Source organism: Streptomyces sp. NPDC029466, from assembly GCF_055574515.1.
Genome location: NZ_JBVHZH010000002.1, coordinates 287,665 through 312,602, shown reverse-complemented (window position 1 = coordinate 312,602; position 24,938 = coordinate 287,665). Strand labels below are relative to the sequence as shown.

Below are 24,938 nucleotides of genomic sequence, written 5' to 3'. Positions count from 1 at the left end.
CTCGCGCCCCCCGTCGTAGAGCCAGCTCGTTCGGTGTGTCCCGGGTTGTTGATCTCTCCCGGTGCCCAAAAGACTGCCAAGCCAGTTTCATCGCGTTGTCCGTCGACTGTCACAGGCCTGTCACAGGCGTCTGCGCGGCGCGTCGCGGGGGCCTCACACGGTGGGCCTTGTGTACGAGAGCGCCACTGGTCGATGTCCCGGCGTCCCATGGGCCAGAATGGCTGACGTGCCTTTCCTGTTGCTGATCGAGGACGACGACGCCATCCGCACGGCCCTCGAACTCTCGCTGTCCCGCCAGGGTCACCGTGTGGTGACCGCGGCGACGGGCGAGGACGGCCTGAAGCTGCTGCGTGAGCAGCGCCCGGACCTGATCGTGCTGGATGTGATGCTGCCGGGCATCGACGGCTTCGAGGTGTGCCGGCGGATCAGGCGTACGGACCAGTTGCCCATCATCCTGCTCACCGCGCGTAACGACGACATCGACGTCGTGGTGGGGCTGGAGTCCGGCGCCGACGACTATGTCGTCAAACCGGTCCAGGGGCGGGTGCTGGATGCCCGGATCCGGGCCGTGCTGCGCCGCGGCGAGCGGGAGTCCAGTGATTCGGCGACGTTCGGCTCGCTGGTGATCGACCGGTCGGCGATGACGGTCACCAAGAACGGCGAGGATCTGCAACTGACACCGACCGAGCTGCGGTTGCTGCTGGAGCTGAGCCGCCGGCCCGGTCAGGCGCTGTCCCGCCAGCAGCTGCTGCGGCTGGTGTGGGAGCACGACTACCTGGGCGACTCGCGCCTGGTGGACGCGTGTGTACAGCGGCTGCGGGCGAAGGTGGAGGACGTGCCGTCCTCGCCGACCCTGATCCGTACGGTCCGTGGCGTCGGCTACCGGCTGGATTCGCCGCAGTGAGGGAACGTTCCGCGGCCGATACGACGGACGACTGCACGGACGACAGCGCGGGCGCCGAAGCCGGGAACGCGTCCGGGCCCGCGGCGGGCCGGCGGACGCAGCGGGTGCTGCGGGGGCTGCGCCGGGCGTCGGGGCTGCTGCGCTGGACCAGTCTGCGGCTGCGGCTGGTCGTGGTCTTCGGGCTGGTGGCGCTGACCGCGGCGGTCTCGGCGTCGGGCATCGCGTACTGGCTCAACCGCAACACCGTTCTGGAGCGCACCCAGAACGCCGTCCTCAACGACTTCCGCAAGTCGCTGGAGGACAGCACGCGGTCGCTGCCGCTGCGGCCGCGGTGTGCCGAACTCCAGGACGCGGCGCGGCAGATGGCGGCCGGGCCGCAGGACTACGCGGTACTGCTGATCGGGGTCGACCGCGAGGGCAAGGACTGCGCGGCCACCACGAACAAGAACCTGCTGACGCTCAACAGCGTGCCCCTGTCGCTGCGTACCGCGGTCGACGAGGTGCGCCCGGTCGACGAGTCCAACCGCTACGCGCACCACTTGTACTGGCAGCGCAGGGAGGTCGGGGACGCCCCCTATCTCGTCGCCGGGGCGAAGGTGATCGGCGGCGGGCCCACCGGCTACATGATGAAGTCGCTGGCCACCGAGCGGCAGGACCTCAACTCGCTGGCCTGGTCGCTGGGGATCGCGACCGCGCTCGCGCTGGTCGGCTCGGCGCTGCTGGCGCAGGCCGCGGCGACGACCGTGCTGCGGCCCGTACAGCGGCTGGGACACGCCGCGCGGCAGCTGGGCGAGGGGCGGCTGGACACCCGGCTGCGGGTGACCGGTACGGACGAACTGGCGGATCTGTCCCGGACGTTCAACCGCACGGCGGAGCGTCTGGAGCACCGGGTCGAGGAGTTGAGCGGGCGCGAGGCGGCGTCCCGGCGGTTCGTCGCCGATATGTCGCACGAGCTGCGGACGCCGCTGACCGCGATCACCGCGGTCTCCGAGGTGCTGGAGGAGGAGGCGGACTCCCTCGACCCGATGATCGCGCCGGCGGTGCAGCTGGTGGTCAGCGAGACCCGGCGGCTGAACGATCTCGTGGAGAACCTGATGGAGGTCACCCGCTTCGACGCGGGGACGGCCCGGCTGGTGCTGGACGACGTCGATGTCGCGGACCAGGTGACCGCCTGTGTCGACGCCCGGGCCTGGCTGGACGCGGTCGAGCTGGACGCGGACCGCGGCATCGTGGCCCGTCTGGACCCGCGGCGGCTCGATGTGATCCTGGCGAATCTGATCGGCAACGCCCTCAAGCACGGCGGCTCGCCGGTGCGGGTCTCGGTGCACACCGAGGAGGTGCCGGGTGACGGTGCGGGCGGCAGGACGGGCAGCACGGCGGTCACCGGCGGTCCGGCCGCGCCCCACGCGTCCGGCGGCCCGGAAGCCGGTACGGAGCAGGAGGGGCCGGAGCGGTCCGGCCAGGAGTCGGAAACGGGGCGGCCCGGGGGCGGCGAGCTGGTGATCCGTGTACGGGATCACGGCCCCGGCATCCCGGAAGAAGTCCTTCCGCATGTCTTCGACCGCTTCTACAAGGCGAGCGCGTCCCGGCCGCGGTCGGAGGGCAGCGGTCTGGGCCTGTCGATCGCGCTGGAGAACGCACATATCCACGGCGGGGAGATCACCGCGGCCAACCTCCCCGAGGGCGGCGCGGTCTTCACCCTGCGGCTGCCGATGGACGCCACACCGCTGACGGACGGCGACCGCAGGGACCGCGGCACGGCTCGCGCGGCCGACGAGGGCACGGAGGACGGGCGATGACGCCGATCAGGCGGACGGGGCGGCGCACCGCCGCCGTGGCGGCGCTCACGCTCGTCGCCGCGGGCTGCGGCATCCGGGGCACCTCGGTACCGGTCGACGCGGGCGGCGCGCCCTCGCGGGTGAGCTGCAAGGCCCCGGCGAGCGAGCCGGCGCCGAACCCGCCCGGCAGGTCCCAGGCCACCGTCTACCTGGTGTGCGGCTCGGCGCTGGCCCAGGTGGAGCGGGCGGTGTCGGTGCCCAAGGGCTCGGCGACCACCGATCCACGGCTGCCGGCCGCCCGTGCGCTGCTGAAGGAGCTCCAGCGGCCGCCGTCGTCCGACGAGGACCGGGCCGGCTTCAGCACCGCGCTCCCCCAGGACCTGAAGGTCACGGCGCCGCGGGCGGGCGATGCCGCGGACACGCTGCGGCTGAGCATCCGGCCGGAGGACCTGCCGTCGTTCGCCCTGGCGCAGCTGGTGTGCACCTACGGCGCGAGCCCGGCGCTGGGCAAGCAGCACGCGGCCGTGCTCGGCGGACCGGGCGATGCCACCGCGCACCGCTACGACTGCTCGGCGGATGTGCTGGCCAATCCCGACATAGCGGAGAACGCCGGGTGGGGCGACCCGTTGGCGGAAGAGGACTGACCCGGCGCACCAAGACGGGCTCAATTGGCCGGAACCGCAGCCACCGCCGGGCGCGTCCTGGCCTGTGTGCAGCGTCATGGCCCCGGCACCACCGCCGTTCCCCGTATGCGCGTCACCGGACTTCTTCTCCTTGTGGCGCATCTGCTGATCGTCGCCTGGCTGACGTTGCGTCCCCGCACGGTGCCCTGGGTGTCCGCCACGAATCTCGAACCGCTGGCGACGATCCGGGCCGAGCTGGCGTACGGCCCGTCGTGGGAGGCCGTGCAGCATCTGGGCGGTTCGGTGCTGCTGCTGGCGCCGCTGGGTGTGCTGCTGCCGCTCTCGGCCGGGCGGCTGAACGTTTCGCCGCTGGTGTCGCTGACCCGCACCGTGTTCGCCGGCGCGATGATCTCGCTGGCCATCGAGCTGCTCCAGTCAGGGGTACCCGGCCGGGTCCCGGACATCGACGCGGTGCTGCTCGGCTCCCTTGGTGTGGCCCTGGCGCACCTGGCGGTCGTCCCCGCGGCCCGGCGCCGGCTGCGTCGCCAGTACGGGGATCTCGGGGAGGTAACCCCGAGGATCCCCAGGGTTGAACTGGCCCCGCAGGCTGATGTTCTCTCCGGCAGCCGGACCTACCTTTGAGACATCGGGCAAACGCCCCATCGAGTCGCAAAGGAGCCGCCGCCATGGCCGCCGCACTGGTCCGCCCCAGCAACAACCGAATGATCGCCGGAGTGTGCGCGGGCCTGGCCCGTCGCTTCGGTACGACGCCGAAGACGATGCGTGTGCTGTTCGTGGTGTCGTGTCTGCTGCCCGGCCCGCAGTTCCTGGTCTACCTGGCGCTGTGGATACTCCTCCCCTCGGAGGGGAAGGCCGCCACCGGCGCCGCCGCCTGGTGACCGGCCCGCCGCCCGGCCCGCGGGCCGGCCCGGCACCCGCCGCCCGGTTCCCTGACGGCACATGACGATGCCCCGGCCGTACGCACGAGGGCGTTCGGCCGGGGCACGGCGCAGAAGGTGTCCCTAGGGGACGAGCCGCGTGGCGGGATCAGCCACCCAGGGGGAGGGTCTTGGTGACGGCGCTGGTCGGCAGGCCGCCCAGCAGCTTGTTGCCCTGGGAGTTGAGCTTGGTCTTGACGTCGTTGCCGGCCGGCTTGGACTTCGTGAGCCCGGAGACCGTCTTGGCGGCGTCCTTCACCGGCAGGCTCTTCAGCACTCCGGCGGCGTCGACCGACGGGGCCGCGCTGGCGACGCCCGCGGCGGTGACGACAAAAGCGGCACCGAGCGCGACGGTACCGAGAGTCTTGATGGTTCCCTGCTTCATCGAATTACGTCCTCGTGATGGGGGCTTGACCGGCAAATCAACCTACTGAGGCGGCAACCGGCGCCGCAAACAGCCACGAGGAAAGAAAAAACGGCCGGTGGACATTCCACCGGCCGTTGCGCTATAGGCTCGCGTGATCCCTTACGCAGAGTCAGAAGCGCTGTTCGCAGGGGGCGTTGCGGCCGCCGGACGGAACAGCCATTCGGCCCGGAGTTCCGCGTAACCGGGCTTGATGACGTCATTGATCATGGCCAGACGTTCATCGAAAGGAATGAACGCTGATTTCATCGCATTGACTGTAAACCACTGCATGTCATCGAGCGTGTATCGAAATGTCTTGACCAGGTGCTCGAATTCCTCGGTCATGCTGGTGTGGCTCATCAGCCGGTTGTCGGTGTTGACCGTGAGCCGGAACTGAAGGCGGCGCAGCAGGCCGATGGGGTGCTCGGCGTAGGAGGGGGCGGCGCCGGTCTGGAGGTTGGAGGTCGGGCACATCTCCAGCGGGATGCGCTTGTCCCGTACGTACGAGGCGAGCCGGCCGAGCTTGACCGAGCCGTCGTCGGCGACCTCGATGTCGTCGATGATCCGGACGCCGTGGCCGAGGCGGTCGGCGCCGCACCACTGCAGGGCCTGCCAGATCGACGGCAGACCGAAGGCCTCACCGGCGTGGATGGTGAAGTGGTTGTTCTCCCGCTTGAGGTACTCGAACGCGTCGAGGTGGCGGGTGGGCGGGTAGCCGGCTTCGGCGCCCGCGATGTCGAAGCCGGCGACGCCGGTGTCCCGGTAGCGGTTGGCGAGTTCGGCGATCTCCAGGGCGCGGGCGGCGTGCCGCATGGCGGTCAGCAGCGCGCCGACCCGGATGCGCCGGCCCTTCTCGCGGGCCCGCCGCTCGCCCTCGCGGAAGCCCTCGTTGACCGCCTCGACGACCTCTTCGAGGGTCAGGCCCTGCTCCAGGTGCTGCTCGGGCGCGTACCTGACCTCGGCGTAGACCACACCGTCGGCGGCCAGGTCCTCGGCGCACTCGGCGGCCACCCGGACCAGTGCGTCGCGGGTCTGCATGACGGCGCAGGTGTGCGCGAAGGTCTCCAGGTAGCGCTCCAGCGAGCCGGAGTCACAGGCCTCGCGGAACCAGACCCCGAGCTTTTCCGGGTCCGTTTCGGGCAGTCCCTCGTAGCCGATCTCACGGGCCAGCTCGACGATGGTGGCGGGGCGCAGGCCGCCGTCGAGGTGATCGTGGAGCAGCACCTTGGGGGCGCGGCGGATCTGTTCACTGGTCGGCAGGGTGGTGGTCTCGCTCGTCATCTCGGCACTCTAGCCCCTACGCGCGTAGATCTCATCGAACGATACCTAACAGTGACCCGTCCGCGGGGTGGCCGGCAGGCCACCTTCTGCCATCGTTCTGCACATGGCTCAGCAAGCACTGCCGGTGCGTGAGGCCCGGCTGGGAAAACCGCTGGGAACGGCCGGCAAGGAGGGGGCGCGTGAAGCGCTCCGGTGGAAGGGCGGCGGGCGGGGCACCGGCCGGGAGGTGAGCGGGGTCGCGCTTTTACTGCCCGGCGGCGGACCGACCGGGGTACGGCGCCCGTCGCCGGTGGCGGCACTGGCGGTGCGCCCGCTGGCGGTCCGGCTGGCGAAGGCGGGGCGCCCTGAGGGCCTGACGGCCCATGTCGTGCGCTACCGCTGCCACGGCTGGAACGGGGCCGCGGCCCATCCGGCGCGGGACGCGGACTGGGCCCTGGAGGAGGTGGTCCGCCGCTACGGCGATGTCCCGGTCTGCCTCGTCGGTACGGGCATGGGCGCCCGCGCCGCCCTGCACGCCGCAGGCCATCCGGCCGTCAACTCCGTACTGGCGATCGCCCCTTGGCTACCCGACCCGCACCGGGACAGCGAGCCGCCCGATCCGGTGAAACAGCTCATCGGCCGCCAGGTCCTGCTCGTCCACGGCACCAACGACGAACGCACCGACCCCGACCTCTCCTACCGCTACGCCGAGCGCGCCAAGAAGGTCAACCGCGACATCTGCCGCTTCGAGGTGCACTCCGACGGCCACTCACTGCATCAGCACCGTGCCGAAGTCCTCGCCCTGGCAACGGACTTCCTGCTCGGCTCGCTGTTCGCCCGCGGCTACGCGCGGCCGGTGAAGGACGCACTGGCCGCACCACCGCCGCTGGGGCTGCGGATGCCGCTGGCGGCGGGGTTCGGGGCGTCATTGCGGCAGTGAGGGCCGAGGCCAGGCGGCGGACCCGTCACGTCGCGGCGGGCGGGCCCCGCCACGTCACGGCGGGCGGGCACCGTCACCTCACGGCGGGCCGGCGGGTCGCCTCGTAGCGGGCGGGCAAGGTCACCTCACAGCAGGCAGCGCCGTCACCTCGCGGCCGGCGGGCCCCTCACCTGGGCAACAACCGCCCCCGTCGGCTCAGCAGGAACTTCTTGAACGCGGCCACCGGTGGGGTGTCCGGATGGCCGTCGAGCCAGGCGACGCCGATCTCGCGGACCGCGCGCGGTGCCGTCACGGTGAGCTCGGCGACGCCGGGGCGGGGGACGGCCGGCGGGGGGAGCAGGGCCACGCCGAGCCCGGCCGCGACCAGCCCGCGCAGCGTCTCGGCCTCCTCCCCCTCGAACGCGACCCGCGGGGTGAAGCCCGCCTCGGCACACAGCGCGTCGGTGATCCGGCGCAGCCCGTAGCCCGGTTCGAGGGTCACGAACAGCTCGCCGGCGGCCTCCGCGAGCCGGATCCGCTTCCGGGCCGCCAGCGGATGGTCCTCCGGCACGACCAGGCGCAGCTTCTGCTCGTCGAGCCGGCGGGCGACCAGGTCCGGATAGTCGGGCACCGGCGAGGTCAGACACAGATCGAGGTCGCCGGCGCGCAGCCGCTCGATCATCGCCTCGCCGTAGTTCTGGACGAGCTGGAAGCGGACGCGCGGGTGGTCGGCGCGGAAGCTGCTGATCAGGCCGGGCACGGTCTCCGAGCCGAGGGTGTGCAGAAAGCCGAACGCCACCTTCCCGGCCGCGGGATCGACATCGGCCCGTACGGACTCCGTCGCCCGCTCCAGGTCCGTCAACGCCCGCTCGGTGGCGGCGAGAAAGGCGCGGCCGGCCGGGGTGAGGGAGAGGGTGCGGCCGTGCCGGGCGAAGAGAGCGACGCCGAGGTCCTCTTCCAGACGGACGATGGCCCGGCTGAGCGTCGGCTGCGGCATGCCGAGCTCCTGCGCGGCGCGGGTGACGTGTTCGTGCCGGGCGACGGCGGTGAACTGGGCGAGCCGCGGGGCGAGCGTCACCGCCCACGAGTCGGCGCCGAGCTCGGCCACCTCCCCCGTGTCCACCACTGCGCGACCCGAACCAGCGGTGTCTTTTCTGTTGCGACCTTGCAACAGAGGCCCTTGTGAGCTGCGATCATGTGCCACAGCATCGATTATGCCGTTTCCATGCATTGGACGCATGAAACCCAGAGGTCTACTTTCGAAACATGCCTCCCGCTGATACCGGGGCGTCCGTAACAGACCGTGCGGCCGCCTCTCCCCAGTCGTCCCCCGACTCCTCCTCCACCGCCGCGCCCGACCCCGAAGCGGGCAAGCTGCGGCCGGGCGGCCCCGGCTACCGCCGGATGAGCTTCGCCCTCTTCGCCGCCGGAGTGGCCACCTTCGCCCTCCTCTACTCCACGCAGGCGCTGCTGCCCGCGATCTCCGCCGACCTCGGGGTGAGCCCGGACCAGGCGAGCTGGACCGTGTCGGCGGCGACCTTCGGCCTGGCGCTCGGCGTGATCCCGCTGAGCGCGGTCTCCGAGCGCTTCGGCCGGCGCACGCTGATGATGTGGTCCCTCGCGGTGGCCGCGCTGCTCGCGATGCTGGTGCCGTTCGCCCCGTCGCTCGGTGTGCTGATCGCGCTGCGCGGCGTTCAGGGCGTCGCGCTGGCCGGGCTGCCGGCCTCGGCGATGGCGTTCCTGGCCGAGGAGGTACGGGCCAAGGCGCTGGTGGCGGCCATCGGGCTGTTCGTGGCGGGCAACAGCATCGGCGGGATGTCCGGCCGGATCGTGACCGGCTGGGTCGCCCAGGCGTGGGGCTGGCGCGCGGCGCTCGCCGCGGTGGGTGTGCTGGCCGTGGTGTGCGCGGTGGCCTTCCGGCTGCTGGTCCCCAAGGCCCGGCACTTCGTGTCCCGTTCGGTGGGCCCGCGGGCGCTGGCCCGTACGCTCGGCAGCCACCTCGCCGACCCCCTGCTGCGCCGTCTGTACGCCATCGGCGGGCTGTTCATGACGGTCTTCGGCGCGGTCTACACGGTCATCGGCTACCGCCTGGTCTCCGAGCCGTTCAACCTCCCGCAGGGCATCGTCGGTTCGATCTTCGTGGTCTACCTGGTCGGCACGGTCTCCTCGGCCGCGGCCGGACAGCTCGTCGCCCGGGTGGGCCGCCGCGGCGCCCTGTACCTGGCCGTCGGCACCACCTCCACGGGTCTGCTGCTGACGCTCTCCGCTTCGGTGGGCGCGGTGCTGGCGGGCCTGATCCTGATCACCGCCGGTTTCTTCGCGGGCCATGCGGTGGCCTCGTCCTCGGTCAGCCGCACCGCCAAGACGGCGCGCGCGCAGGCATCGGCGCTGTACCAGTGCGCGTACTACGTCGGCAGCAGCCTGGGCGGCGCGCTCGGCGCCGCCGCCTTCCACGCCGTCGGCTGGGAGGGCACCGTCCTCCTCGGCCTCGCCGCGATGCTCGGCGCCGCCTCGATCACCCTCTACGCCACCCGCAAGGCCGTGGCCGAACGCCGCCTCCTCCACCTGGAGAAGGCCGCGTAACGCCCCGCAGTCCGAAGGGCCCGCTCCTCCACCTGTCCTGGTAGGGCGGGCCCTTCGTCGTCAACTGACGTGAAAGGGCGCCGTGTCGACGATCATGTCGAACGGCTCGGGGAGATGGAGCGGCTCGCCGAGGGGCGTGACGCGCTGGATGCGGTAACGCGTGTGATCCGGCTCGCCGTGGAGGGTGACAGTCGGGCCGTCGGGCGACCAGAGGTCGATGAGCAGGTAGAGGGGTACGCCTGCGGAGGCGTAGCCGGCGGGTTTGTGGAGCCGGTCGTGGACCGCGGAGGTCAATGAGGTGATCTCGACGACCAGTTCGGCAGCGGCGGCCGGGATGAAGCGTCCGGGGCCTCGGACCACGGCACCGGGGGCCACGACGAGGTTGGGGACATAGAGGCCCTTGCCGGCCGGGAACGACGAGGGCGAGTTTCTGGTAGGCGCCTCGGTCCTCAGAGAGCGCCTGTTGGTATAAGGCCCGGCTGAGCTCGGCGGCGATCACGTTCTGCCGGACATCGCGCGGCGGCGCCACGGTGACGATGCCGTCGATGATCTCCACCATGCAGCCCTCAGGCGCCTCGGTGTCCTCCCAGATCCGGACGAGGGCCTCCCATACGCAGCCCTCCCGCGGGAAATGCTCGGCGGTAAGTGCGATCACGGCTGGCTCCTCCTCTTCGGCACACACCCGACTGCACCACGCCGAACGGGACCGGCGCCGGTGCACCGATCCCGTTCACCCATCCGAGCCGTGTCATCAGCGGCCTCCGGCCGCGGGCCCAGGTCAGCCGATACGTTCCAGCACCACCGGAGTGGCGGCGAACTCCGCGTCCTCGGGGCCGACGAGCACGCCGCCGTCGAGGGCCTCCAGGGCGTAGGGGAACTTCTCCGGGGTGTCGGTGTGCAGGGTCAGCAGGGGCTGGCCCGCGCTGACGGTGTCGCCCGGCTTGGCGTGGAGTTCGACGCCCGCGCCGGCCTGGACCGGGTCCTCCTTACGGGCGCGGCCGGCGCCCAGGCGCCAGGCGGCGAGGCCGACGGCGTAGGCGTCGAGGGTGGTGAGGATGCCGGAGGAGGCGGCGGTGACGACATGCTGTTCGCGGGCCACGGGGAGGGCCGCGTCGGGGTCGCCGCCCTGGGCGCTGATCATGCGGCGCCAGTGGTCCATGGCCGAGCCGTCGGCCAGCGCCTTGGCCGGGTCGGCGTCCTTGAGACCGGCCGCGTCCAGCATTTCGCGGGCCAGCGCGAGGGTCAGCTCGACGACGTCCTGCGGGCCGCCACCGGCCAACACCTCGACGGATTCCCGGACTTCGAGGGCGTTGCCGGCGGTGAGACCGAGCGGGGTGGCCATGTCCGTGAGCAGGGCGACCGTCCGCACCCCGTGGTCGTTACCCAACTCGACCATGGTGGAGGCCAGTTCGCGGGCGTTGTCGAGGTCCTTCATGAAGGCCCCGGAGCCGACCTTGACGTCCAGGACGAGGGAGCCGGTGCCCTCGGCGATCTTCTTGGACATGATCGAGGAGGCGATGAGGGGGATCGACTCGACGGTGCCGGTGACATCGCGGAGCGCGTAGAGCTTCTTGTCGGCGGGCGCGAGGCCGTCACCGGCGGCGCAGATGACCGAGCCGACGTCGCGGAGCACGTTCAGCATCTCCTCGTTGGAGAGCGTCGCGCGCCAGCCGGGGATGGCTTCGAGCTTGTCGAGGGTGCCGCCGGTGTGGCCCAGGCCCCGGCCGGAGAGCTGCGGGACGGCCGCGCCGCAGGCGGCGACGAGCGGGGCGAGCGGGAGGGTGATCTTGTCGCCGACGCCGCCGGTGGAGTGCTTGTCGGCGGTGGGGCGGGGAAGAGACGAGAAGTCCATGCGCTCGCCGGAGGCGATCATCGCGGCCGTCCAGCGGGCGATCTCCGTGCGGTTCATGCCGTTGAGGAAGATCGCCATCGCCAGGGACGACATCTGCTCGTGAGCGACCTCGCCACGCGTGTAGGCGTCGATGACCCAGTCGATCTGATCGGGGGTCAGCTCACCGCGGTCGCGCTTGGTGCGGATGACGGAGATGGCGTCCATGGGCGGTTCCTTTCGAACGGGTAGGTACGTTCTACACGCATAGATGCGGGGGTGGCCAGGGAGGGCCGGAAGGCAGTCGCCGGTGGGCGGTGCGCTGGGCACCGCCCACCGGCCGGAGACCGCGGCTCCGGCAGCTGACGGCCTCATCCGTCTCATCCGTTCGCCCGGCTCGCCCCTTGGGACGGGGACCGGACGGACCGTAGCCACGCCACGGCGTCGGTGAGCGCATCGGCATCCCCGGGCGTGTGCTGGTCCGGAGCGATGGGAGCGTTGCCGTAGAGACGGCCGGTCCGATCGGCCTCGCGGGCCACGGTGAGAACGAGAACGGCGCCATCGGTCAGGTCGATGGCGACGTTCCCGGTCGCCAGTCCGGCAGTGGGCGCCCCGAAGGTCCGTACCCGCGGCATGCCGAGGAACGCGATGAGGGTGGCTTCCCCGGCGCTCATGGTCCTTCCGTCGGTGAGGACCGCGACGGGCGGCTCGGGTTCGCCCAGCCGATACGGGTGAGGGGTCGCCGAGAGCGGCTCGTCGCCCACGTACACCACACCGTCCCGGAGCAGCCAGCGTCCGGACACCTCGCCCGCGGCGTCGACGAAGGATCCCAGGTGGCCGTGCCCGAGCAACGGAGCGAGCACTGTGAGCATGGGGTACATCGAGCCGCCAGTATTGCCGCGCAGGTCCACGACCCAGCCGGTCGGCTGGTGACGGTTCAGGTCGCGCACGGCGACGGCCCCTGCTCGTATGTACCGCCTCTCGGCCTCCGTGACCCCCTCGGCCTCCGGGACAGTGAGGTACGCGAAACCCCCGTCGATCAGACGCCCGGTGGGCATGGGCTCGGCCGACGCGGCTTCCTGGGCGCGCATCTCCTCGGCGTCCTGAGGGCGGAGGAAGAAGGTGTGCGGATCCCCGAGCAGGTCGAGCACAGCGTCAATGACCCCATAGGTCTGTGCCGTCGCGGTCGCGTCCGCGATCCGCGCCTCCGCTTCGCGCCGTACCCGCGCCCAGTCCATCCGGTCGCGGTTGAGCGCGTGTTCCTCCAGCAGGTCCAGGACCGCGTCCAGGTAGTCGCGTACCGGTGACGTTTCCCCGGACGGAGTTGCTACGGACATGTCGCCAGCACCCCTGTTTCGGACAAGATCCCACGGTCTCCGACGCGTCGAAGCTAGCAACGTCCGGGCAGGGCAGGCACCGGGTTTAGCGCGGTGCCGGTCCCCCGGGGCGCACTCGGCGGACGATGGATGGGCCGGGGTGGCTCACGCAGCGGGTACGGCTTCCGCCGAGTCACGTACCGACCCTGGCCTCCTCCGCCCTGCGCACAGCCGCGACGGCATGCCCGCACGCCGCGCCCGGCTCATCCGAATGCCTCCGCCGGAAGCCGTAGCCTGCTGCCCTCGTCGTTGATGTCCTGGTCACCGTGACCGCCATCGGCCCTGGGGCCGTCATCGTCATCCGACACGGGCAGGCGCGCGCCTCTGCTCTCCGCGACCCGGCGTACGTCGGCGAGGGAGGTGGCCAATTCCAGGGCCAGAAGGTGGATTTCGCCGGGTGTCCACGCCCGGCCCGCGAGGATGCGGTGCGCCTCCTCGCCGAGTTCGGCGGCGGCGTCGAGCTGCGCCTCCTCCACCTCGTCGGCGAGCCGGGATACGTAGCCTGTCCCGTCGCCTACGAGGAAGCACGGCTTCCCGTCGGGGCTCGACCAGGGCAGGAGCCGCGCGGTGTTGTTTGGACTCATCAGCCTGCCGCCTCCAGACCGTGCATCCATCGCGAGGCACGATGACGCCCCGACCTGGAATTTAACAACCGAAACAGTGGTTCGAAGATGCGAGCGATAGAGTTCGGCATGTCGACCTGTTTTCCTCAGGTTGGCCGCTCCCCCGGGCCGTCCCAATACGGTCGCGGCGATCCCTTCGCCACAACTGTCGTGCCGTGGCAAGCAGTCGTCTTCCCATCCATGGGTATCCCCATCATGGGTAGGCTGCCGGCCAGACCATTGCGGCACACTGTCACCAGCAGGCGCGACGGGACCCTCTATGACGGCTTACCAACCGGCTACAGCGTTACCACGAGACTTACTGAGCCGGGACGACGTGAGAGCCGCGATTGCGGCTCACGATTTCGGCATGGTCTTCCGATTCGCACGTAGCGAGGCCGGAATCAGCTATTCAAAGATTGCGGCTGAGTGCGATATCAAACCCGAACGAGTTGGCGCTCTGGCGCGCGGGCACGGCAGCGTCACGAGCTTTGGAAAAATCGCAAAGATCGCAGATGCACTACGCATCCCGGGTGCCATGCTCGGCCTCGCTCCACGCATGTGGGAGCCAATCGCGCAACCTGGCCGCCCGCCCGTCGTGTCCGCACACACCCTCACCGAGAGCCAGGACGGAGAAGACACAGTGCGGCGTAGGGAATTCTTCAAGGCATCGACTGGCGCTGGTTTGGCTGTCGGTCTGCCAGAGTTCAGCCAGATCAGCATCAGCCGACGGATCGGCGGCGCCGTCCCCGACCAGCTGCGCAGGCGCACGGCACGCCTGCGACGCCTTGACGACGTTCTGGGTGGGGGTGACACCTACCGCGTCTATCTCGGCGAGCAACTGGCCACCAAACGCCTGATCCGAGACTGCGAGTACGACGAGAAGACGGGTCTCGCCCTCCTCTCGGTGCTCGCCGAACAGGCTCAACAGGCCGGGTGGGCCGCATTCGACAGTGGCAACCACGCCGATGCCCACAGCCTGTACCTAGAGAGCTACCAAGCTGCCACCCAGGCTGGAGATACCGCCCTCGCAGGCAACGCGTTGGCCTTCCTCTCCTATCAGAAGATCGGTGGAGACCGGGAAGCAGGAATCGAGACCGCCCTCACTGCATGCCGCACTGCTGGTCCCGACGCTCCACCTGGCGTACGTGCGCTGCTGCATGAACGACTTGCCTGGGCTTACGCCGTCGCAGGGCAGGTGCACGGGACGGAACAAGCTCTCAACGATGCGGAAACTGCACTCGACGAACTCGACGGGATGCTGCAACCGGATTGGGCGGCATGGGTCGACCGCAACGAACTTCAGATCATGGCTGGTCGCTGCTGGACAGAGCTGCGCCGCCCGCTCCGCGCTGTGCCCGTACTGGAGGACGCCCTGGCCAAGTACGAGGACACCCATGCCCGCGATAAGAGCCTCTACCTTTCTTGGCTCGCGGACTCATACATGTCTGCCGGAGAAGTCAAGCAAGCGGCAAGCACCGCCCGACACTCCCTGGAACTCTCGGCCGGTGTGGCGTCCGTGCGCCCACGCCAACGCATCGAACCGACCCTGCGCAGACTCAGCTCTCATCGCGAACTGCCCGCAGTGGCCGAGGTGCTGGAACTGGCACGGGCCTGACGTCAGTCCGGTGCCGTGGTCGTCTCCAGCCAGTGCAGATACGCATTCGCCCCGGCAACGATCGGAACTGCGGAGACTTCCGGGTTTTGCCAGGGGTGGTGCTTGAGCAAATGCGCCTCGACCTCGTCGTACCGGTCTGCGCGGACCTTGAGGACGAGTTGCCACTCCTCGCCCGAGCCGAACTCGCCCTGATGCCAGAACACCGACCCGACCGGCCCGACGATCTGCGCCCCGGCTGCGAGCCGTGCCGAGACGACCAACTGCGCCAGCTTCACCGCCGCTTCGCGATTCTCCGTTGCCGTGGACACCTGAAGAAAGTCAGTCATGCGGCGACTGTAGTGGCGAAGTGGCATCAGGTCTGACCGCGAACTACCCGCAGTGGCCAAGATACTAGGACTGGCCCGGCCCTGAGGACGAGTTGCCCTTCCTCGCCCGAGCCGAATTCGCCCTGGTGCCGGCACACCGACCCCGCCGGGCCGACGGTCTGCGCCCCGGCTGCGAGCCGTGCCGAGACGACCGACTGCGCCAGCTTCACCGCCGCTTCACGGTTTTCCGTGCGGGAGAGCCACCGCACCGGAGCAGTGACCGGAAGCCTTCGACCGCCCCACAGAACATGTTCATGTCACGCAATGCGTGGCTAAACCACCGCATTCGGCGCCATCCGCCCCCTTCTGACGCCCGTATTGGGTGTCAATAGATGGATTAGTGGTGATTTGCCGAGATGTGAATATGGATGAATTCGAAACGCGAATGAGGCAATTCAGGTAGTGATGTGGATCACTTGACACATTCACCGGACAGGTCTTCACTTTCCATGACAGTTGAGGCAGTTGAACTGAATGCCGGGAATTCTGACCGGTCGCTATATCTTCTGCCGTCGAGTAGGTATCTCGTTCGCCATGCAGATGGAGGTGCTCATGAAACTCGTTCGCATCGTCAAGAAGTTCCGCCCGGAAAAGAGTCTCAAGGCATACGCCTGGTACGGCTGGATTTAACTGGACAGTTTCCCTGCCGGGCTCGCGTCGGTCAGGAATTCTGGCCGGCGCGAGCTGCCTACCCACGGAGTTCATCTATGCCTGTGCACCGCGTCGGCGAGAGCGGTCGGGTCATCGAGTTCGCGCCGAGAATCGACGAACTGTTAAGCCGCTATCGTGGTGCATCGCTTTTCCGTCTGGAGCCCGACACGATCGGTATATCCGACGCCGAACTGATGGACAGCTTACTCCGTAGCAGGCCGGCCAACGCGGAGGAGAGGCCCACCTTCAAACCCGTCCAGGGACGGATCGTTACCCGTACGGATGCTTCCACCTTTATGCAAGCCGTGGGCTCGGACGTACGGAACGCGCTGCAACGTCCCCTCGATGAGGCGGTCGACCTGACCGGCCGCTGGCCGCATGTGGCGCACGTTTACCTGCGGAATCTCGTTTTCGGAAACGAACGTCTGCGATTCCGGGTTCTGGTCGACCGCAGGCTGGAGTTGACACCGAAACTGACCTGGTCGGCCGTCGCCTCCGGTGCCGCTTTGCTGGGCAGGCCCGGGCAGGGCGTGCCGCTGTCAAAACTTGCCGCTCTCGTGCTCGATTCCAAGACCTACGCTGACCGGCGCTATGCCATGTACCTGTATCGGCGGGTGGCAGCACCGGTGTGCTTCACCGTATCCGCGCTGGTCACCAACGCCCTGTGGCTCGGGGCTCCGTTCAGCGATGACGTATCGAATCGGAACATCCTCCTTGAGGCACTCCGGCTGCTTCCCCCCTCATGGAACATCTTGCGCATGGCTTCTCCGGAGTTCTCGGACGTGGACGCACAGCTCGGCCCGAAAGACGATGTCCTGCTGCTTCCCCTGCTGAGCCACCGCGACCCCAAGCTCTGGGACGAACCCGACGCGTTTCATCCCGACCGCTGGGAAGAGCTGGACGGGGACAACCACCCCGGATATCTCCCCTTCGGCCACGTCAGCGAACGATGCTGGGGCCGGCATATGGTCCTCCCCCTGGCCGAACGGCTCCTGGACATCGTGCGCCGGGACGGACTGGTGGTGAGTCCGGGCCAGACCAGGGGGAAGGTCGAACTCGACGGTTTGCTCGAAGTGTCCGAAGTACAGATGACCCGCCCGATGGCTCGACCGTGACGGCTGACCATCCGTCCCACGTGAACGGCCGCGATGACACGAGTTCGACCTCAGTAACCCAGGTGCCCGCCCGGCCCCTTCATGCGGCTGCCACAGACGTTCGGCGGCGTGGCAAACGGAGTTGACGTGCGGAAGGGACTCGGGTCTTCTGCTGCGATGTCTGATCTTCGTATTCAGCAGCCGGATGGCGATGCTGCCCTCAAGGACTGGCAGTACGTCCACAACGTGATCATCCCGACCCATCTTCTTTCGCTGGAGGAGGTGCGGGAGCGGGCACAGCGTCACCACTTGGAGGTCGCGTACGCCGGTGACGAACTCATCGGATGCAGCACGGTGCGGCCGCCTGCCGAGGGCACGCTGACGGTGACCGTGATCGCCCGCGTGCTGGAAGCTCATCGTGGTCAGGGGTTCGGGGAGGAGCTGTACGCGCGCGGGCTCAGCCGGGCGCGGGAGCTGGGCGCCGAGGTGATCGAGACCGTGGTCCTGTCCTCCAACGAGGACGGGCTGCGGTTCGCGCGGAAGCACGGGTTTGTCGAGACCGAGCGGTATCTGCTGCCGGGGGACAGCATTCCGTGGATCGACTTGCGCCTTGACCGGTTCTGACGCTCCTGGCGGGGGGTGGGTGGCGGGGGTGGAGCCGCTTGCCGGACGCTCGCGGCTCCATGCCGTACCCGCGCTGAGCCGTACCGCGCGGAGCCGTACCGTGCGAAGCCCCTCAGCCCGCCCCCTCACCCCCTCAAATGTCCCGGCCCGAACGCATCCGGCAGCAGTTCCGACAGCGGTCGGATGCCTGCCGCCGTGTCCACCAGGAGCTCCGGCCCGCCGTGTTCCCACAGCAGTTGGCGGCAGCGGCCGCAAGGGACGAGCAGGTCGCCCGCGCCGTCGACGCAGGTGAAGGCGGTCAGGCGGGGGGTGGGGCCGGCGCTGTCGGGGCGGCCCGCGAACAGGGCGGAGATCAGGCCGCATTCGGCGCAGAGGGCGAGGCCGTAGGAGGCGTTCTCGACGTTGCAGCCGGTGATGGTGCGGCCGTCGTCCACGAGGGCGGCGGCGCCTACGGGGTAGCCGGAATACGGGGCGTAGGCCCGGGACATCGCGTCCCGGGCCTGCGCGCGCAGTGCGGTCCAGTCGACCGGCACCGGTGGTGTCATGTGCCTTGTCCTCGGCGGTAGGGCTTGCCGTTCGCCTTCGGCGGCCGCAGCCGCTGGGAGAAGAGGGCGAGTACCAGCAGGGTGGCGATGTACGGGCTCGCCTCGACCAGTTCCAGCGGAACGGTGTCGGCCAGGAAGTACCAGATGACCAGGACGGCGGCGGCTATGCCGGCGACCACGGCCTGGGTGCGCTTGAGGGCGCGCAGCCGGAGCAGGGCGAGCACCGCGAGGAGGGCGGCCAGGCCCAGCAGCAGTGCGTGGACGGTCGGGCCGCCGCTGCGCAGCTGCATGGCGTCCATGAAGCCGAACAGGCCCGCGCCCATCGCGACGCCGCCCGGCCGCCAGTTGCCGAAGATCATCGTGGCGAGACCGATGTAGCCACGGCCGCCGGTCTGGCCGTCCTGGAAGAAGTGCACCCCGATGGAGAGGAAGGCACCGCCGAGGCCGGCCAGGGCGCCGGAGACCAGCACCGCCGCGTACTTGTACGAGTAGACGTTGACGCCCAGGGTCTCGGCCGAGATCGGGGCCTCGCCGCAGGAGCGCAGCCGCAGTCCGAACGAGGAGCGCCAGAGTACGTAGAAGGTGCCGATGAACAGGGCGACGGTGAGCAGGGTCAGCCAGGAGACGTTGGTGACCGCGGCGCCGAGGATGCCGGCGACGTCGGAGACCAGGAACCAGTGGTGGCCCTCCAGGGTGTTCAGCGCGTCCGACAGGCCGGGGACGGTGAACGTCGGCATGTCGGGCATCGGCGGCGACTGCTTGTCGTTGCCGCCGGCCAGCATGGCCGCGCTGCCCTCCTGGCCGAACCACAGCGTGGCCAGGTACTGGGTGGCACCGAGCGCCAGGATGTTGACCGCGACACCGGAGACGATGTGGTCGACGCCGAAGGTGACGGTGGCGATGGCGTGGATGAGGCCGCCGAGCGCGCCGCCGATGACGCCGGCCGCTGCCGCCGCCCAGGGGCCGTGCTGCCAGCCGACCCAGCCGGCCGCGAACGAGCCGAGCATCATCATGCCTTCGAGGCCGATGTTGACCACGCCGGCCCGCTCGGACCACAGTCCGCCCAGACCCGCCAGGCCGATCGGCACGGCGGCGCTCAGTGCGGCGCCGAACTGGCCGGTGGAGGTGAGGTCCGCGGTGCCGGTGACGGCCCGGAGGACGGAGACGGCGACCAGGCCGATGGCGATGATCAGCAGGATCCAGGGGTAGGTCAGCTTGCGCCGGCCCCCCTTCCCGGGGACCGCGAGCTTCGTCGCGGTCTTGAGGTCCGTACTCACGCCGACACCTCCGGCTTGCCGCTCTTGTCAGACTTGTCGGCGTTGTTCGTGCGGGACAGGGCGGCCAGCTCCTCGCCGACCTTGCGCTGCTGAAGGCTCAGCCCGTAGCGGCGCACGATCTCGTAGGCGATGACCACGCAGAGGACGATGACGCCCTGCATGACGCCGACGATCTCCTGGGCGTAGCCCTCGAACTCCAGCCGGGAGCCGGTGCGGTCGAGGAACGCCCACAGCAGGGCACCGAAGGCCATGCCGATGGGGTGGTTGCGGCCGAGCAGCGCGATGGCGATACCGGTGAAGCCGATACCGGCCGGGAAGTCCGTGCCGTACTGGAAGGACTCGCCGAGCAGGGTGGGCATACCGACCAGACCGGCCGCGGCGCCCGACAGCAGCATGCTGCACAGCACCATGCGCTTGACGCTGACGCCGCTGGCCTCGGCGGCCGGCTCGGAGGCGCCCACGGCGCGCAGGTCGAAGCCGAAGCGGGTGCGGTTGATCCCGAACCAGTAGAGCGCCCCGGCCAGGACCGCGATCACCACGAAGCCGTAGACCGGCTTGGGGTGGGTCGGGAAGGAGAAGAAGTGGCTGGACTCCGGCAGGAACTTGGTGTGCAGGAGGTTGCCGTCCTTGATGGCGAGGCGGCCGTCCTGGAGGAAGTAGCCGATGATCGACGCGGCGATGGCGTTCAGCATGATCGTAGTGATCACCTCGCTGACGCCGCGGGTGGTCTTCAGCAGACCCGCGATGCCCGACCAGATGGCGCCCACCAGCATCGCGATGACGATGAGCAGGATGATCTGGAGCGCGCCGGGGAGGGCGATGGCGCCGCCCACGGCCGCGGCGGCGAAGGCCGCGAGGCGGTACTGGCCGTCGACGCCGATGTTGAAGAGGTTCATGCGGAAGCCGATGGCGACCGCCAGCGCCGAAAGGTAGTACGGCACCGCCTTGTTGATGATCCAGACCTGGCTGTCGCTGTAGTGGCCGTAATCGGCCATGATCGCGTAGGCCCGGAAGGGGTTCTCGCCCGAGGCGAGGAACACCAGGGACGAGATCACTATCGCGGCGACGATGGCCAGGACGGGCGCGGCGATCGCCAGGATCACCTTGTCGCGGGTGGCGCTCTTGGCGATGGCGTCCACGGTGGGGTTCTTGGTGGAGGTGCTCACTGCTCGTCGCCCTCCTGGTCACCGGCGTCGTGCGACGCACCGTCTTCCGGCGTGCCGTCTTCCGGCGCACCGTCTTCCGAAGCACTGAGGTGGCCTCTGGAGGCACCGGTCATGGCGGAGCCCAACTCCTCCGGGGTGATGACGGCGGGGTCCGCGTCCGCGACCAGCCGGCCCCGGTACATCACCCGCAGGGTGTCGGACAGCCCGATCAGCTCGTCCAGGTCGGCAGAGATCAGCAGCACCGCCAGGCCCTCGCGGCGCGCCTCGCGGATCTGTTCCCAGATCTGCGCCTGCGCACCGACGTCGACCCCGCGGGTGGGGTGCGCGGCGATCAGCAGCTTGGGGTGGTGGCTCATCTCGCGTCCGACGATCAGCTTCTGCTGGTTGCCGCCGGAGAGCGAGGACGCGGTGACCTCGATGCCGGGGGTGCGCACGTCGTACTGCTCGACGATGCGCTCGGTGTCCTTACGGGCGCCGGGGATGTCGAGGAGCTTGCCCTTGCTGTTGGGGCGCTCGGTGACATGGCCCAGGATGCGGTTCTCCCACAGCGGGGCTTCCAGCAGCAGGCCGTGACGGTGGCGGTCCTCGGGGATGTAGCCGATGCCGCCCTCGCGCCGGGCGCGGGTGGAGGCGCCGGACAGGTCCGTGCCGTCCAGGGTGATCGTGCCGTGGTCGGGGCGGCGGGTGCCCATGACGGCCTCGACGAGCTCGGCCTGGCCGTTGCCCTCGACACCGGCGACGCCCAGCACCTCGCCCTTGTGGATGGTGAAGGAGATGCCGTCCAGAACGGTGCGGACCACGCCGTCGGAGTCCGTCGCGGAGAGGTGGACGTCGCTGACGCGGAGCATCTCCTCGTCCGTGACGGTCGATTCGCGGGTCTCGGGGGACGGCAGTTCGCTGCCGACCATCAGCTCGGCCAGCTGCTTGGGGGTGGTCCCGGACGGTTCGACCGAGGCCACGGTGGTGCCGCGCCGTATGACGGTGATGTCGTCGGCGACCGAGAGCACCTCGCCCAGCTTGTGCGAGATGAAGATGACGGTCAGGCCCTCGGACTTGAGCTCCCGCAGGTTGTCGAAGAGCGCGTCGACCTCCTGCGGGACCAGGACGGCGGTCGGCTCGTCGAGGATGAGGGTGCGGGCGCCGCGGTAGAGGACCTTGAGGATCTCCACCCGCTGGCGGTCGGCGACACCGAGGTCCTCGACCAGCACGTCGGGCCGGATGTTCAGCCCGTACGCGTCGGAGAGTTCCTTTATCTTCGCGCGGGCGCCGGCGGCGATGCCGTGCAGCTTTTCCGCGCCGAGGACGGTGTTCTCCAGGACGGTGAGGTTGTCGGCGAGCATGAAGTGCTGGTGCACCATGCCGATGCCGCGCGCGATGGCGTCGCCCGGGGTGTGCAGGGTGACCTGCTCGCCGCCCAGCGCGATGGTGCCCTCGTCCGGCTTCTGCATGCCGTAGAGGATCTTCATCAGGGTGGACTTGCCGGCACCGTTCTCGCCGCACAGGGCGTGGACGGTGCCGCGGCGCACGGTCAGATGGATGTCGTGGTTGGCCACGACGCCGGGGAACCTTTTGGTGATTCCGCGGAGTTCTACAGCGGGGGCGTCCGGGACGGCGGGGCCGCTGCTCGTGGATGCTGCGTTGATGGCGCACTCCCCTCGGGGATGAAGGAGCGGAAAGGACGGAAAGTCAGGGACCGGAAGGTCACAAGGGGGGACGTGGGGCTCGCCCCCGGGGTCCGGCGCTGCGGAGACCCGGGGCGGCGGTGGTCCCGGGCTACGGCGTCTCCTTGACCTTCACCTTGCCCTCGATGATCTTCTTCCGGGCCGCATCGATCCGCGGCTGGATGTCCTTGATGAACCCGCCCGAGGTGGCGAGCGACACCCCGCTGTGCTTGAGGTCGTAGGAGTGGATGCCGGTCAGCGGCTTCCCGTCCTCGGCGCTCTTGATCAGGTCGAACACGGCCACATCGACGTTCTTCACGACCGAGGTGAGGATCCGGTTCTTGTAGCGGGCCAGACCCGGCTGCTGGTACTGGTCCGAGTCCACGCCGATCGCCCAGGCGCCCTTGACCCTGCTGATCGCCTCGATGGTCCCGGCGCCCGACTGCCCGGCCGCCGTGTAGATCACGTCGATCCCGCTGTCGAGCATGCCGCCGGCCTTGGCCTTGGCGGCCGCCGGGTCGTTGAACCCCTTGTCGTTGTTGGGGTACAGGTACTGCGAGGTGACCTTGGCCTTCGGGTCGGTGTCACGGACCCCCTGCTCGAAGCCGGCCTGGAACTTCTGGATCAGCGCGTTGTTCACGCCGCCGATGAAGCCCACCTTGTGGTTCTTGCTCTTCAGCGCGGCCGCGACCCCGGCCAGATACGAACCCTCGTGCTCGGCGAAGACCATCGCATCGACGTTCTTGCCCTCGGGCACGGCGTCCACGACACCGAAGGTGGTGGCGGGGAAGTCCTTGGCCACGTTCTGCACGGCCTGGCTGTAGGCGAAGCCGACGCCGATGACCGGGTTGTAGCCGGCCTCGGCGAAGGAGGTGAGCCGCTGCTCGCGGTCCGCCTCGGTCTCGCCGTTCTTGGCGGTGAGCATCTTGACGTTGACGCCCAGCTTCTTGGTCGCGTTGTCCGCACCGCGGGCGGCCGCTTCGTTGAACGAGTGGTCGTCCCGGCCGCCGATGTCGAAGGCCAACCCGACCCCCGCGTGTTTGGCGCGGTTGGCCTCGGCAAAGCTCTGACCGCACGCGGTGGCGGTGAGCGCGAGGCCCGCGGTGGCGGTGGCCGCGGCGGCAATCCTGATGACCCGACGCACGGGGCCTTCCCTTCGCTCTAAGCGCCCCCTTTGGCGCTGGCTTGTCGGGAGATTAACGCGCGTAGACCTGGCGCAAAACCCTCCACTGCGTGGACGTTATCGATTCGAGGCGTAGGGCACCTGAACGAAACACGGGCGGGCAGGCCGCGCGGCCCGTCCCGACAAGCTGCCGGAACGGGCCGTTATGGAGTCATTGCGGACGGTGTCCCCCTATAAGGGACGGGCCGCTCAGTCCGCGAGGTCCCCGTCGAGGAGGGCCGCGCCGGTGAAGAGCTCCACGCCGACCTTGATCGCCTGCTCGTCCACGTCGAAGTCGCCGCGGTGCAGGTCCCGGTGCGTGGGGTCGGCGGGCGGGTGGACGCCGAGGCGGGCCATGGCGCCGGGGACGCCTTCGAGGTACCAGGAGAAGTCCTCGCCGCCGAGGGACTGCTCGGTGTCCTCGACGGCGCCCTCGCCGCGGCGGGCGGCCATCGCGGAGTGCAGCAGCTGGACGGTGACCGGCTCGTTGACCACCGGCGGCACCCCGCGGACGTAGGTGATCTGGGACTTCGCGCCGTGCAGCGCGGCGACCTCGTCGATCGCCGCATGGACCAGGTCCGGGGCCTGCCGCCAGGCGTCGAGATCAAGACAGCGGACGGTGCCGGAGAGTTCGGCGTGCTGCGGGATGACGTTGCAGGCGTGCCCGGACGCCAGCCGGCCCCAGGTGACGGCCATACCGGCGCGGGCATCGACCCGGCGGGCCAGCAGCGCCGGGACGTCCAGGGCGACCCGGGAGGCGGCGGTGACCATGTCGGTGGTCAGGTGCGGGCGGGCGGTGTGGCCGCCGGGGCCGTCCAGCTCGACCTCCAGCCGGTCACAGGCCGAGGTGATCGCTCCCGTACGGAGCCCGATCCGGCCGGCGTCGACCCGCGGGTCGCAGTGGACGGCGAGGATCCGGCCGACGCCCTCCAGGGCACCGGACTCGATCGCGTCGGAGGCGCCGCCGGGCAGGATCTCCTCCGCGGGCTGGAAGAGCAGGCGCACGGGGCGCGGCAGGGCGCCGGTGCGGGCCAGCTCGGCCAGGACCAGACCGGCGCCGAGGACGACGGTGGTGTGCACGTCATGGCCGCAGGCGTGGGCGCGGCCGGCGACCGTGGAGGCGTAGTCGACGGTCTTGGTGTCCGGGATGGGCAGCGCGTCGATGTCCGCCCGCAGCGCCAGCAGGGGGCGGTCGGGGGCGGCCGCGACGGCCCGTCCGTCGGCCGTGGCGTCCCGGGTGCCGATGTCACAGATCAGGCCGGTGCCGGTGGCCAGTACCCGGGGCCGCAGGCCGGCCCGCTCCAGCCGTTCCTTGAGCGTCGCGGTGGTCCGGAACTCCTGGTTGCCGAGTTCCGGGTGCCGGTGCAAGTCGCGCCGGAAGGCGCTGAGTTCGGCGCGCAGCGCCTCGGGAAGGGCGCCGGGAAGCTGATCCCCGGCGGGGGTACGGACGGCACTGACCTCTCGGGACATCACGTGGTTCACCCGTGGAAGGTTACGGGCCCGAAGGGGGCAACTGTCCTTCGATCAACAAAAGTTCAGCCCGTTAGGGGAAGAAAAT

26 protein-coding genes are annotated in these 24,938 nt (G+C 69.8%); 11 read left to right on the top strand and 15 right to left on the bottom strand.

What is annotated here, in order from left to right:
• Window positions 1-226: 226 nt before the first annotated feature.
• From afsQ1 to ACZ4XD_RS03155, 5 genes are all read left to right on the top strand, one after another.
• Window positions 227-904, top strand: coding sequence for a two-component system response regulator AfsQ1 (afsQ1, locus tag ACZ4XD_RS03175; protein WP_026169550.1), 678 nt, complete (start codon window positions 227-229; stop codon window positions 902-904).
• Window positions 901-2,703: an ATP-binding protein gene (locus ACZ4XD_RS03170; protein WP_468037641.1), complete on the top strand. Its 1,803-nt coding sequence runs from the start codon at window positions 901-903 to the stop codon at window positions 2,701-2,703. The genes afsQ1 and ACZ4XD_RS03170 overlap by 4 nt, the downstream gene beginning before the upstream one ends.
• Window positions 2,700-3,326, top strand: a complete 627-nt coding sequence (locus ACZ4XD_RS03165; RefSeq protein WP_468037639.1) for a hypothetical protein — start codon at window positions 2,700-2,702, stop codon at window positions 3,324-3,326. The genes ACZ4XD_RS03170 and ACZ4XD_RS03165 overlap by 4 nt, the downstream gene beginning before the upstream one ends.
• 105 nt (window positions 3,327-3,431) lie before the next feature.
• On the top strand, window positions 3,432-3,947 hold the full coding sequence (locus ACZ4XD_RS03160; protein WP_468037784.1) for a VanZ family protein: 516 nt from the start codon (window positions 3,432-3,434) through the stop codon (window positions 3,945-3,947).
• A 44-nt stretch (window positions 3,948-3,991) separates the two neighbouring features.
• A complete protein-coding gene (locus ACZ4XD_RS03155) occupies window positions 3,992-4,204 on the top strand; it encodes a PspC domain-containing protein (protein ID WP_468037637.1) in 213 nt (70 codons plus the stop codon).
• 148 nt (window positions 4,205-4,352) lie between these two features.
• Here ACZ4XD_RS03155 and ACZ4XD_RS03150 read toward each other — a convergent pair whose 3' ends face one another.
• On the bottom strand, window positions 4,353-4,628 hold the full coding sequence (locus ACZ4XD_RS03150) for a hypothetical protein (protein ID WP_468037635.1): 276 nt from the start codon (window positions 4,626-4,628) through the stop codon (window positions 4,353-4,355).
• A gap of 141 nt (window positions 4,629-4,769) precedes the next feature.
• Window positions 4,770-5,930 carry an adenosine deaminase gene (locus tag ACZ4XD_RS03145; protein ID WP_468037633.1) on the bottom strand — a complete coding sequence of 387 codons (1,161 nt, stop codon included), beginning with the start codon at window positions 5,928-5,930 and terminating at the stop codon, window positions 4,770-4,772.
• Between the two features lie 103 nt (window positions 5,931-6,033).
• Here ACZ4XD_RS03145 and ACZ4XD_RS03140 point away from each other — a divergent pair, with 103 nt between their 5' ends.
• Window positions 6,034-6,849: an alpha/beta hydrolase gene (locus tag ACZ4XD_RS03140; protein WP_468037631.1), complete on the top strand. Its 816-nt coding sequence runs from the start codon at window positions 6,034-6,036 to the stop codon at window positions 6,847-6,849.
• A gap of 166 nt (window positions 6,850-7,015) precedes the next feature.
• Here the strand turns inward: ACZ4XD_RS03140 and ACZ4XD_RS03135 are convergent, their stop codons facing one another.
• On the bottom strand, window positions 7,016-8,059 hold the full coding sequence (locus ACZ4XD_RS03135) for a LysR family transcriptional regulator (RefSeq protein WP_468037629.1): 1,044 nt from the start codon (window positions 8,057-8,059) through the stop codon (window positions 7,016-7,018).
• A 35-nt stretch (window positions 8,060-8,094) separates the two neighbouring features.
• On the opposite strand from ACZ4XD_RS03135, the gene ACZ4XD_RS03130 reads away from it, so the two are divergent.
• Window positions 8,095-9,411: an MFS transporter gene (locus tag ACZ4XD_RS03130; protein ID WP_468037627.1), complete on the top strand. Its 1,317-nt coding sequence runs from the start codon at window positions 8,095-8,097 to the stop codon at window positions 9,409-9,411.
• Window positions 9,412-9,471: 60 nt separating this feature from the next.
• Here ACZ4XD_RS03130 and ACZ4XD_RS03125 read toward each other — a convergent pair whose 3' ends face one another.
• The 4 genes from ACZ4XD_RS03125 to ACZ4XD_RS03110 form a co-directional block, all read right to left on the bottom strand.
• Window positions 9,472-9,864: a Uma2 family endonuclease gene (locus tag ACZ4XD_RS03125; RefSeq protein WP_468037782.1), complete on the bottom strand. Its 393-nt coding sequence runs from the start codon at window positions 9,862-9,864 to the stop codon at window positions 9,472-9,474.
• 325 nt (window positions 9,865-10,189) lie between these two features.
• Window positions 10,190-11,467 carry a thymidine phosphorylase gene (locus tag ACZ4XD_RS03120; RefSeq protein ID WP_468037625.1) on the bottom strand — a complete coding sequence of 426 codons (1,278 nt, stop codon included), beginning with the start codon at window positions 11,465-11,467 and terminating at the stop codon, window positions 10,190-10,192.
• A gap of 152 nt (window positions 11,468-11,619) precedes the next feature.
• On the bottom strand, window positions 11,620-12,576 hold the full coding sequence (locus ACZ4XD_RS03115) for a S41 family peptidase (RefSeq protein ID WP_468037623.1): 957 nt from the start codon (window positions 12,574-12,576) through the stop codon (window positions 11,620-11,622).
• Between the two features lie 242 nt (window positions 12,577-12,818).
• Window positions 12,819-13,199: a hypothetical protein gene (locus ACZ4XD_RS03110; protein WP_468037621.1), complete on the bottom strand. Its 381-nt coding sequence runs from the start codon at window positions 13,197-13,199 to the stop codon at window positions 12,819-12,821.
• A gap of 388 nt (window positions 13,200-13,587) precedes the next feature.
• Between ACZ4XD_RS03110 and ACZ4XD_RS03105 the strand changes: the two genes are divergently transcribed.
• Window positions 13,588-14,835, top strand: a complete 1,248-nt coding sequence (locus tag ACZ4XD_RS03105) for an XRE family transcriptional regulator (RefSeq protein WP_468037620.1) — start codon at window positions 13,588-13,590, stop codon at window positions 14,833-14,835.
• Window positions 14,836-14,837: 2 nt separating this feature from the next.
• On the opposite strand, the gene cutA (ACZ4XD_RS03100) is transcribed toward ACZ4XD_RS03105, so the two are convergent.
• Both cutA (ACZ4XD_RS03100) and cutA (ACZ4XD_RS03095) read right to left on the bottom strand, forming a co-directional pair.
• Window positions 14,838-15,161: a divalent-cation tolerance protein CutA gene (cutA, locus tag ACZ4XD_RS03100; RefSeq protein WP_468037618.1), complete on the bottom strand. Its 324-nt coding sequence runs from the start codon at window positions 15,159-15,161 to the stop codon at window positions 14,838-14,840.
• A gap of 26 nt (window positions 15,162-15,187) precedes the next feature.
• The gene (cutA, locus tag ACZ4XD_RS03095) at window positions 15,188-15,409 is read right to left on the bottom strand and encodes a divalent cation tolerance protein CutA (protein ID WP_468037616.1); all 222 of its coding nucleotides are present in this window, start codon (window positions 15,407-15,409) and stop codon (window positions 15,188-15,190) included.
• Window positions 15,410-15,674: 265 nt separating this feature from the next.
• Here cutA (ACZ4XD_RS03095) and ACZ4XD_RS03090 point away from each other — a divergent pair, with 265 nt between their 5' ends.
• From ACZ4XD_RS03090 to ACZ4XD_RS03080, 3 genes are all read left to right on the top strand, one after another.
• Window positions 15,675-15,830 carry a tryptorubin family RiPP precursor gene (locus ACZ4XD_RS03090; protein WP_468037614.1) on the top strand — a complete coding sequence of 52 codons (156 nt, stop codon included), beginning with the start codon at window positions 15,675-15,677 and terminating at the stop codon, window positions 15,828-15,830.
• 77 nt (window positions 15,831-15,907) lie between these two features.
• Window positions 15,908-16,966 carry a cytochrome P450 gene (locus tag ACZ4XD_RS03085; RefSeq protein ID WP_468037612.1) on the top strand — a complete coding sequence of 353 codons (1,059 nt, stop codon included), beginning with the start codon at window positions 15,908-15,910 and terminating at the stop codon, window positions 16,964-16,966.
• 156 nt (window positions 16,967-17,122) lie between these two features.
• Window positions 17,123-17,569 carry a GNAT family N-acetyltransferase gene (locus ACZ4XD_RS03080; protein WP_468037610.1) on the top strand — a complete coding sequence of 149 codons (447 nt, stop codon included), beginning with the start codon at window positions 17,123-17,125 and terminating at the stop codon, window positions 17,567-17,569.
• A 125-nt stretch (window positions 17,570-17,694) separates the two neighbouring features.
• On the opposite strand, the gene ACZ4XD_RS03075 is transcribed toward ACZ4XD_RS03080, so the two are convergent.
• From ACZ4XD_RS03075 to ACZ4XD_RS03050, 6 genes are all read right to left on the bottom strand, one after another.
• The gene (locus tag ACZ4XD_RS03075) at window positions 17,695-18,114 is read right to left on the bottom strand and encodes a cytidine deaminase (protein ID WP_468037608.1); all 420 of its coding nucleotides are present in this window, start codon (window positions 18,112-18,114) and stop codon (window positions 17,695-17,697) included.
• Complete coding sequence (locus ACZ4XD_RS03070) at window positions 18,111-19,391, bottom strand: ABC transporter permease (RefSeq protein ID WP_468037606.1); 1,281 nt, start codon at window positions 19,389-19,391, stop codon at window positions 18,111-18,113. The genes ACZ4XD_RS03075 and ACZ4XD_RS03070 overlap by 4 nt, the downstream gene beginning before the upstream one ends.
• Window positions 19,388-20,530, bottom strand: a complete 1,143-nt coding sequence (locus ACZ4XD_RS03065) for an ABC transporter permease (protein ID WP_468037780.1) — start codon at window positions 20,528-20,530, stop codon at window positions 19,388-19,390. Before ACZ4XD_RS03065 ends, ACZ4XD_RS03070 begins: the two co-directional genes overlap by 4 nt.
• Window positions 20,531-20,553: 23 nt before the next feature.
• Complete coding sequence (locus ACZ4XD_RS03060; RefSeq protein ID WP_468037604.1) at window positions 20,554-22,110, bottom strand: ABC transporter ATP-binding protein; 1,557 nt, start codon at window positions 22,108-22,110, stop codon at window positions 20,554-20,556.
• A 220-nt stretch (window positions 22,111-22,330) separates the two neighbouring features.
• A complete protein-coding gene (locus ACZ4XD_RS03055) occupies window positions 22,331-23,362 on the bottom strand; it encodes a BMP family lipoprotein (protein WP_468037602.1) in 1,032 nt (343 codons plus the stop codon).
• Window positions 23,363-23,590: 228 nt separating this feature from the next.
• Window positions 23,591-24,850: an amidohydrolase gene (locus tag ACZ4XD_RS03050; RefSeq protein WP_468037778.1), complete on the bottom strand. Its 1,260-nt coding sequence runs from the start codon at window positions 24,848-24,850 to the stop codon at window positions 23,591-23,593.
• Window positions 24,851-24,938 lie beyond the last annotated feature (88 nt).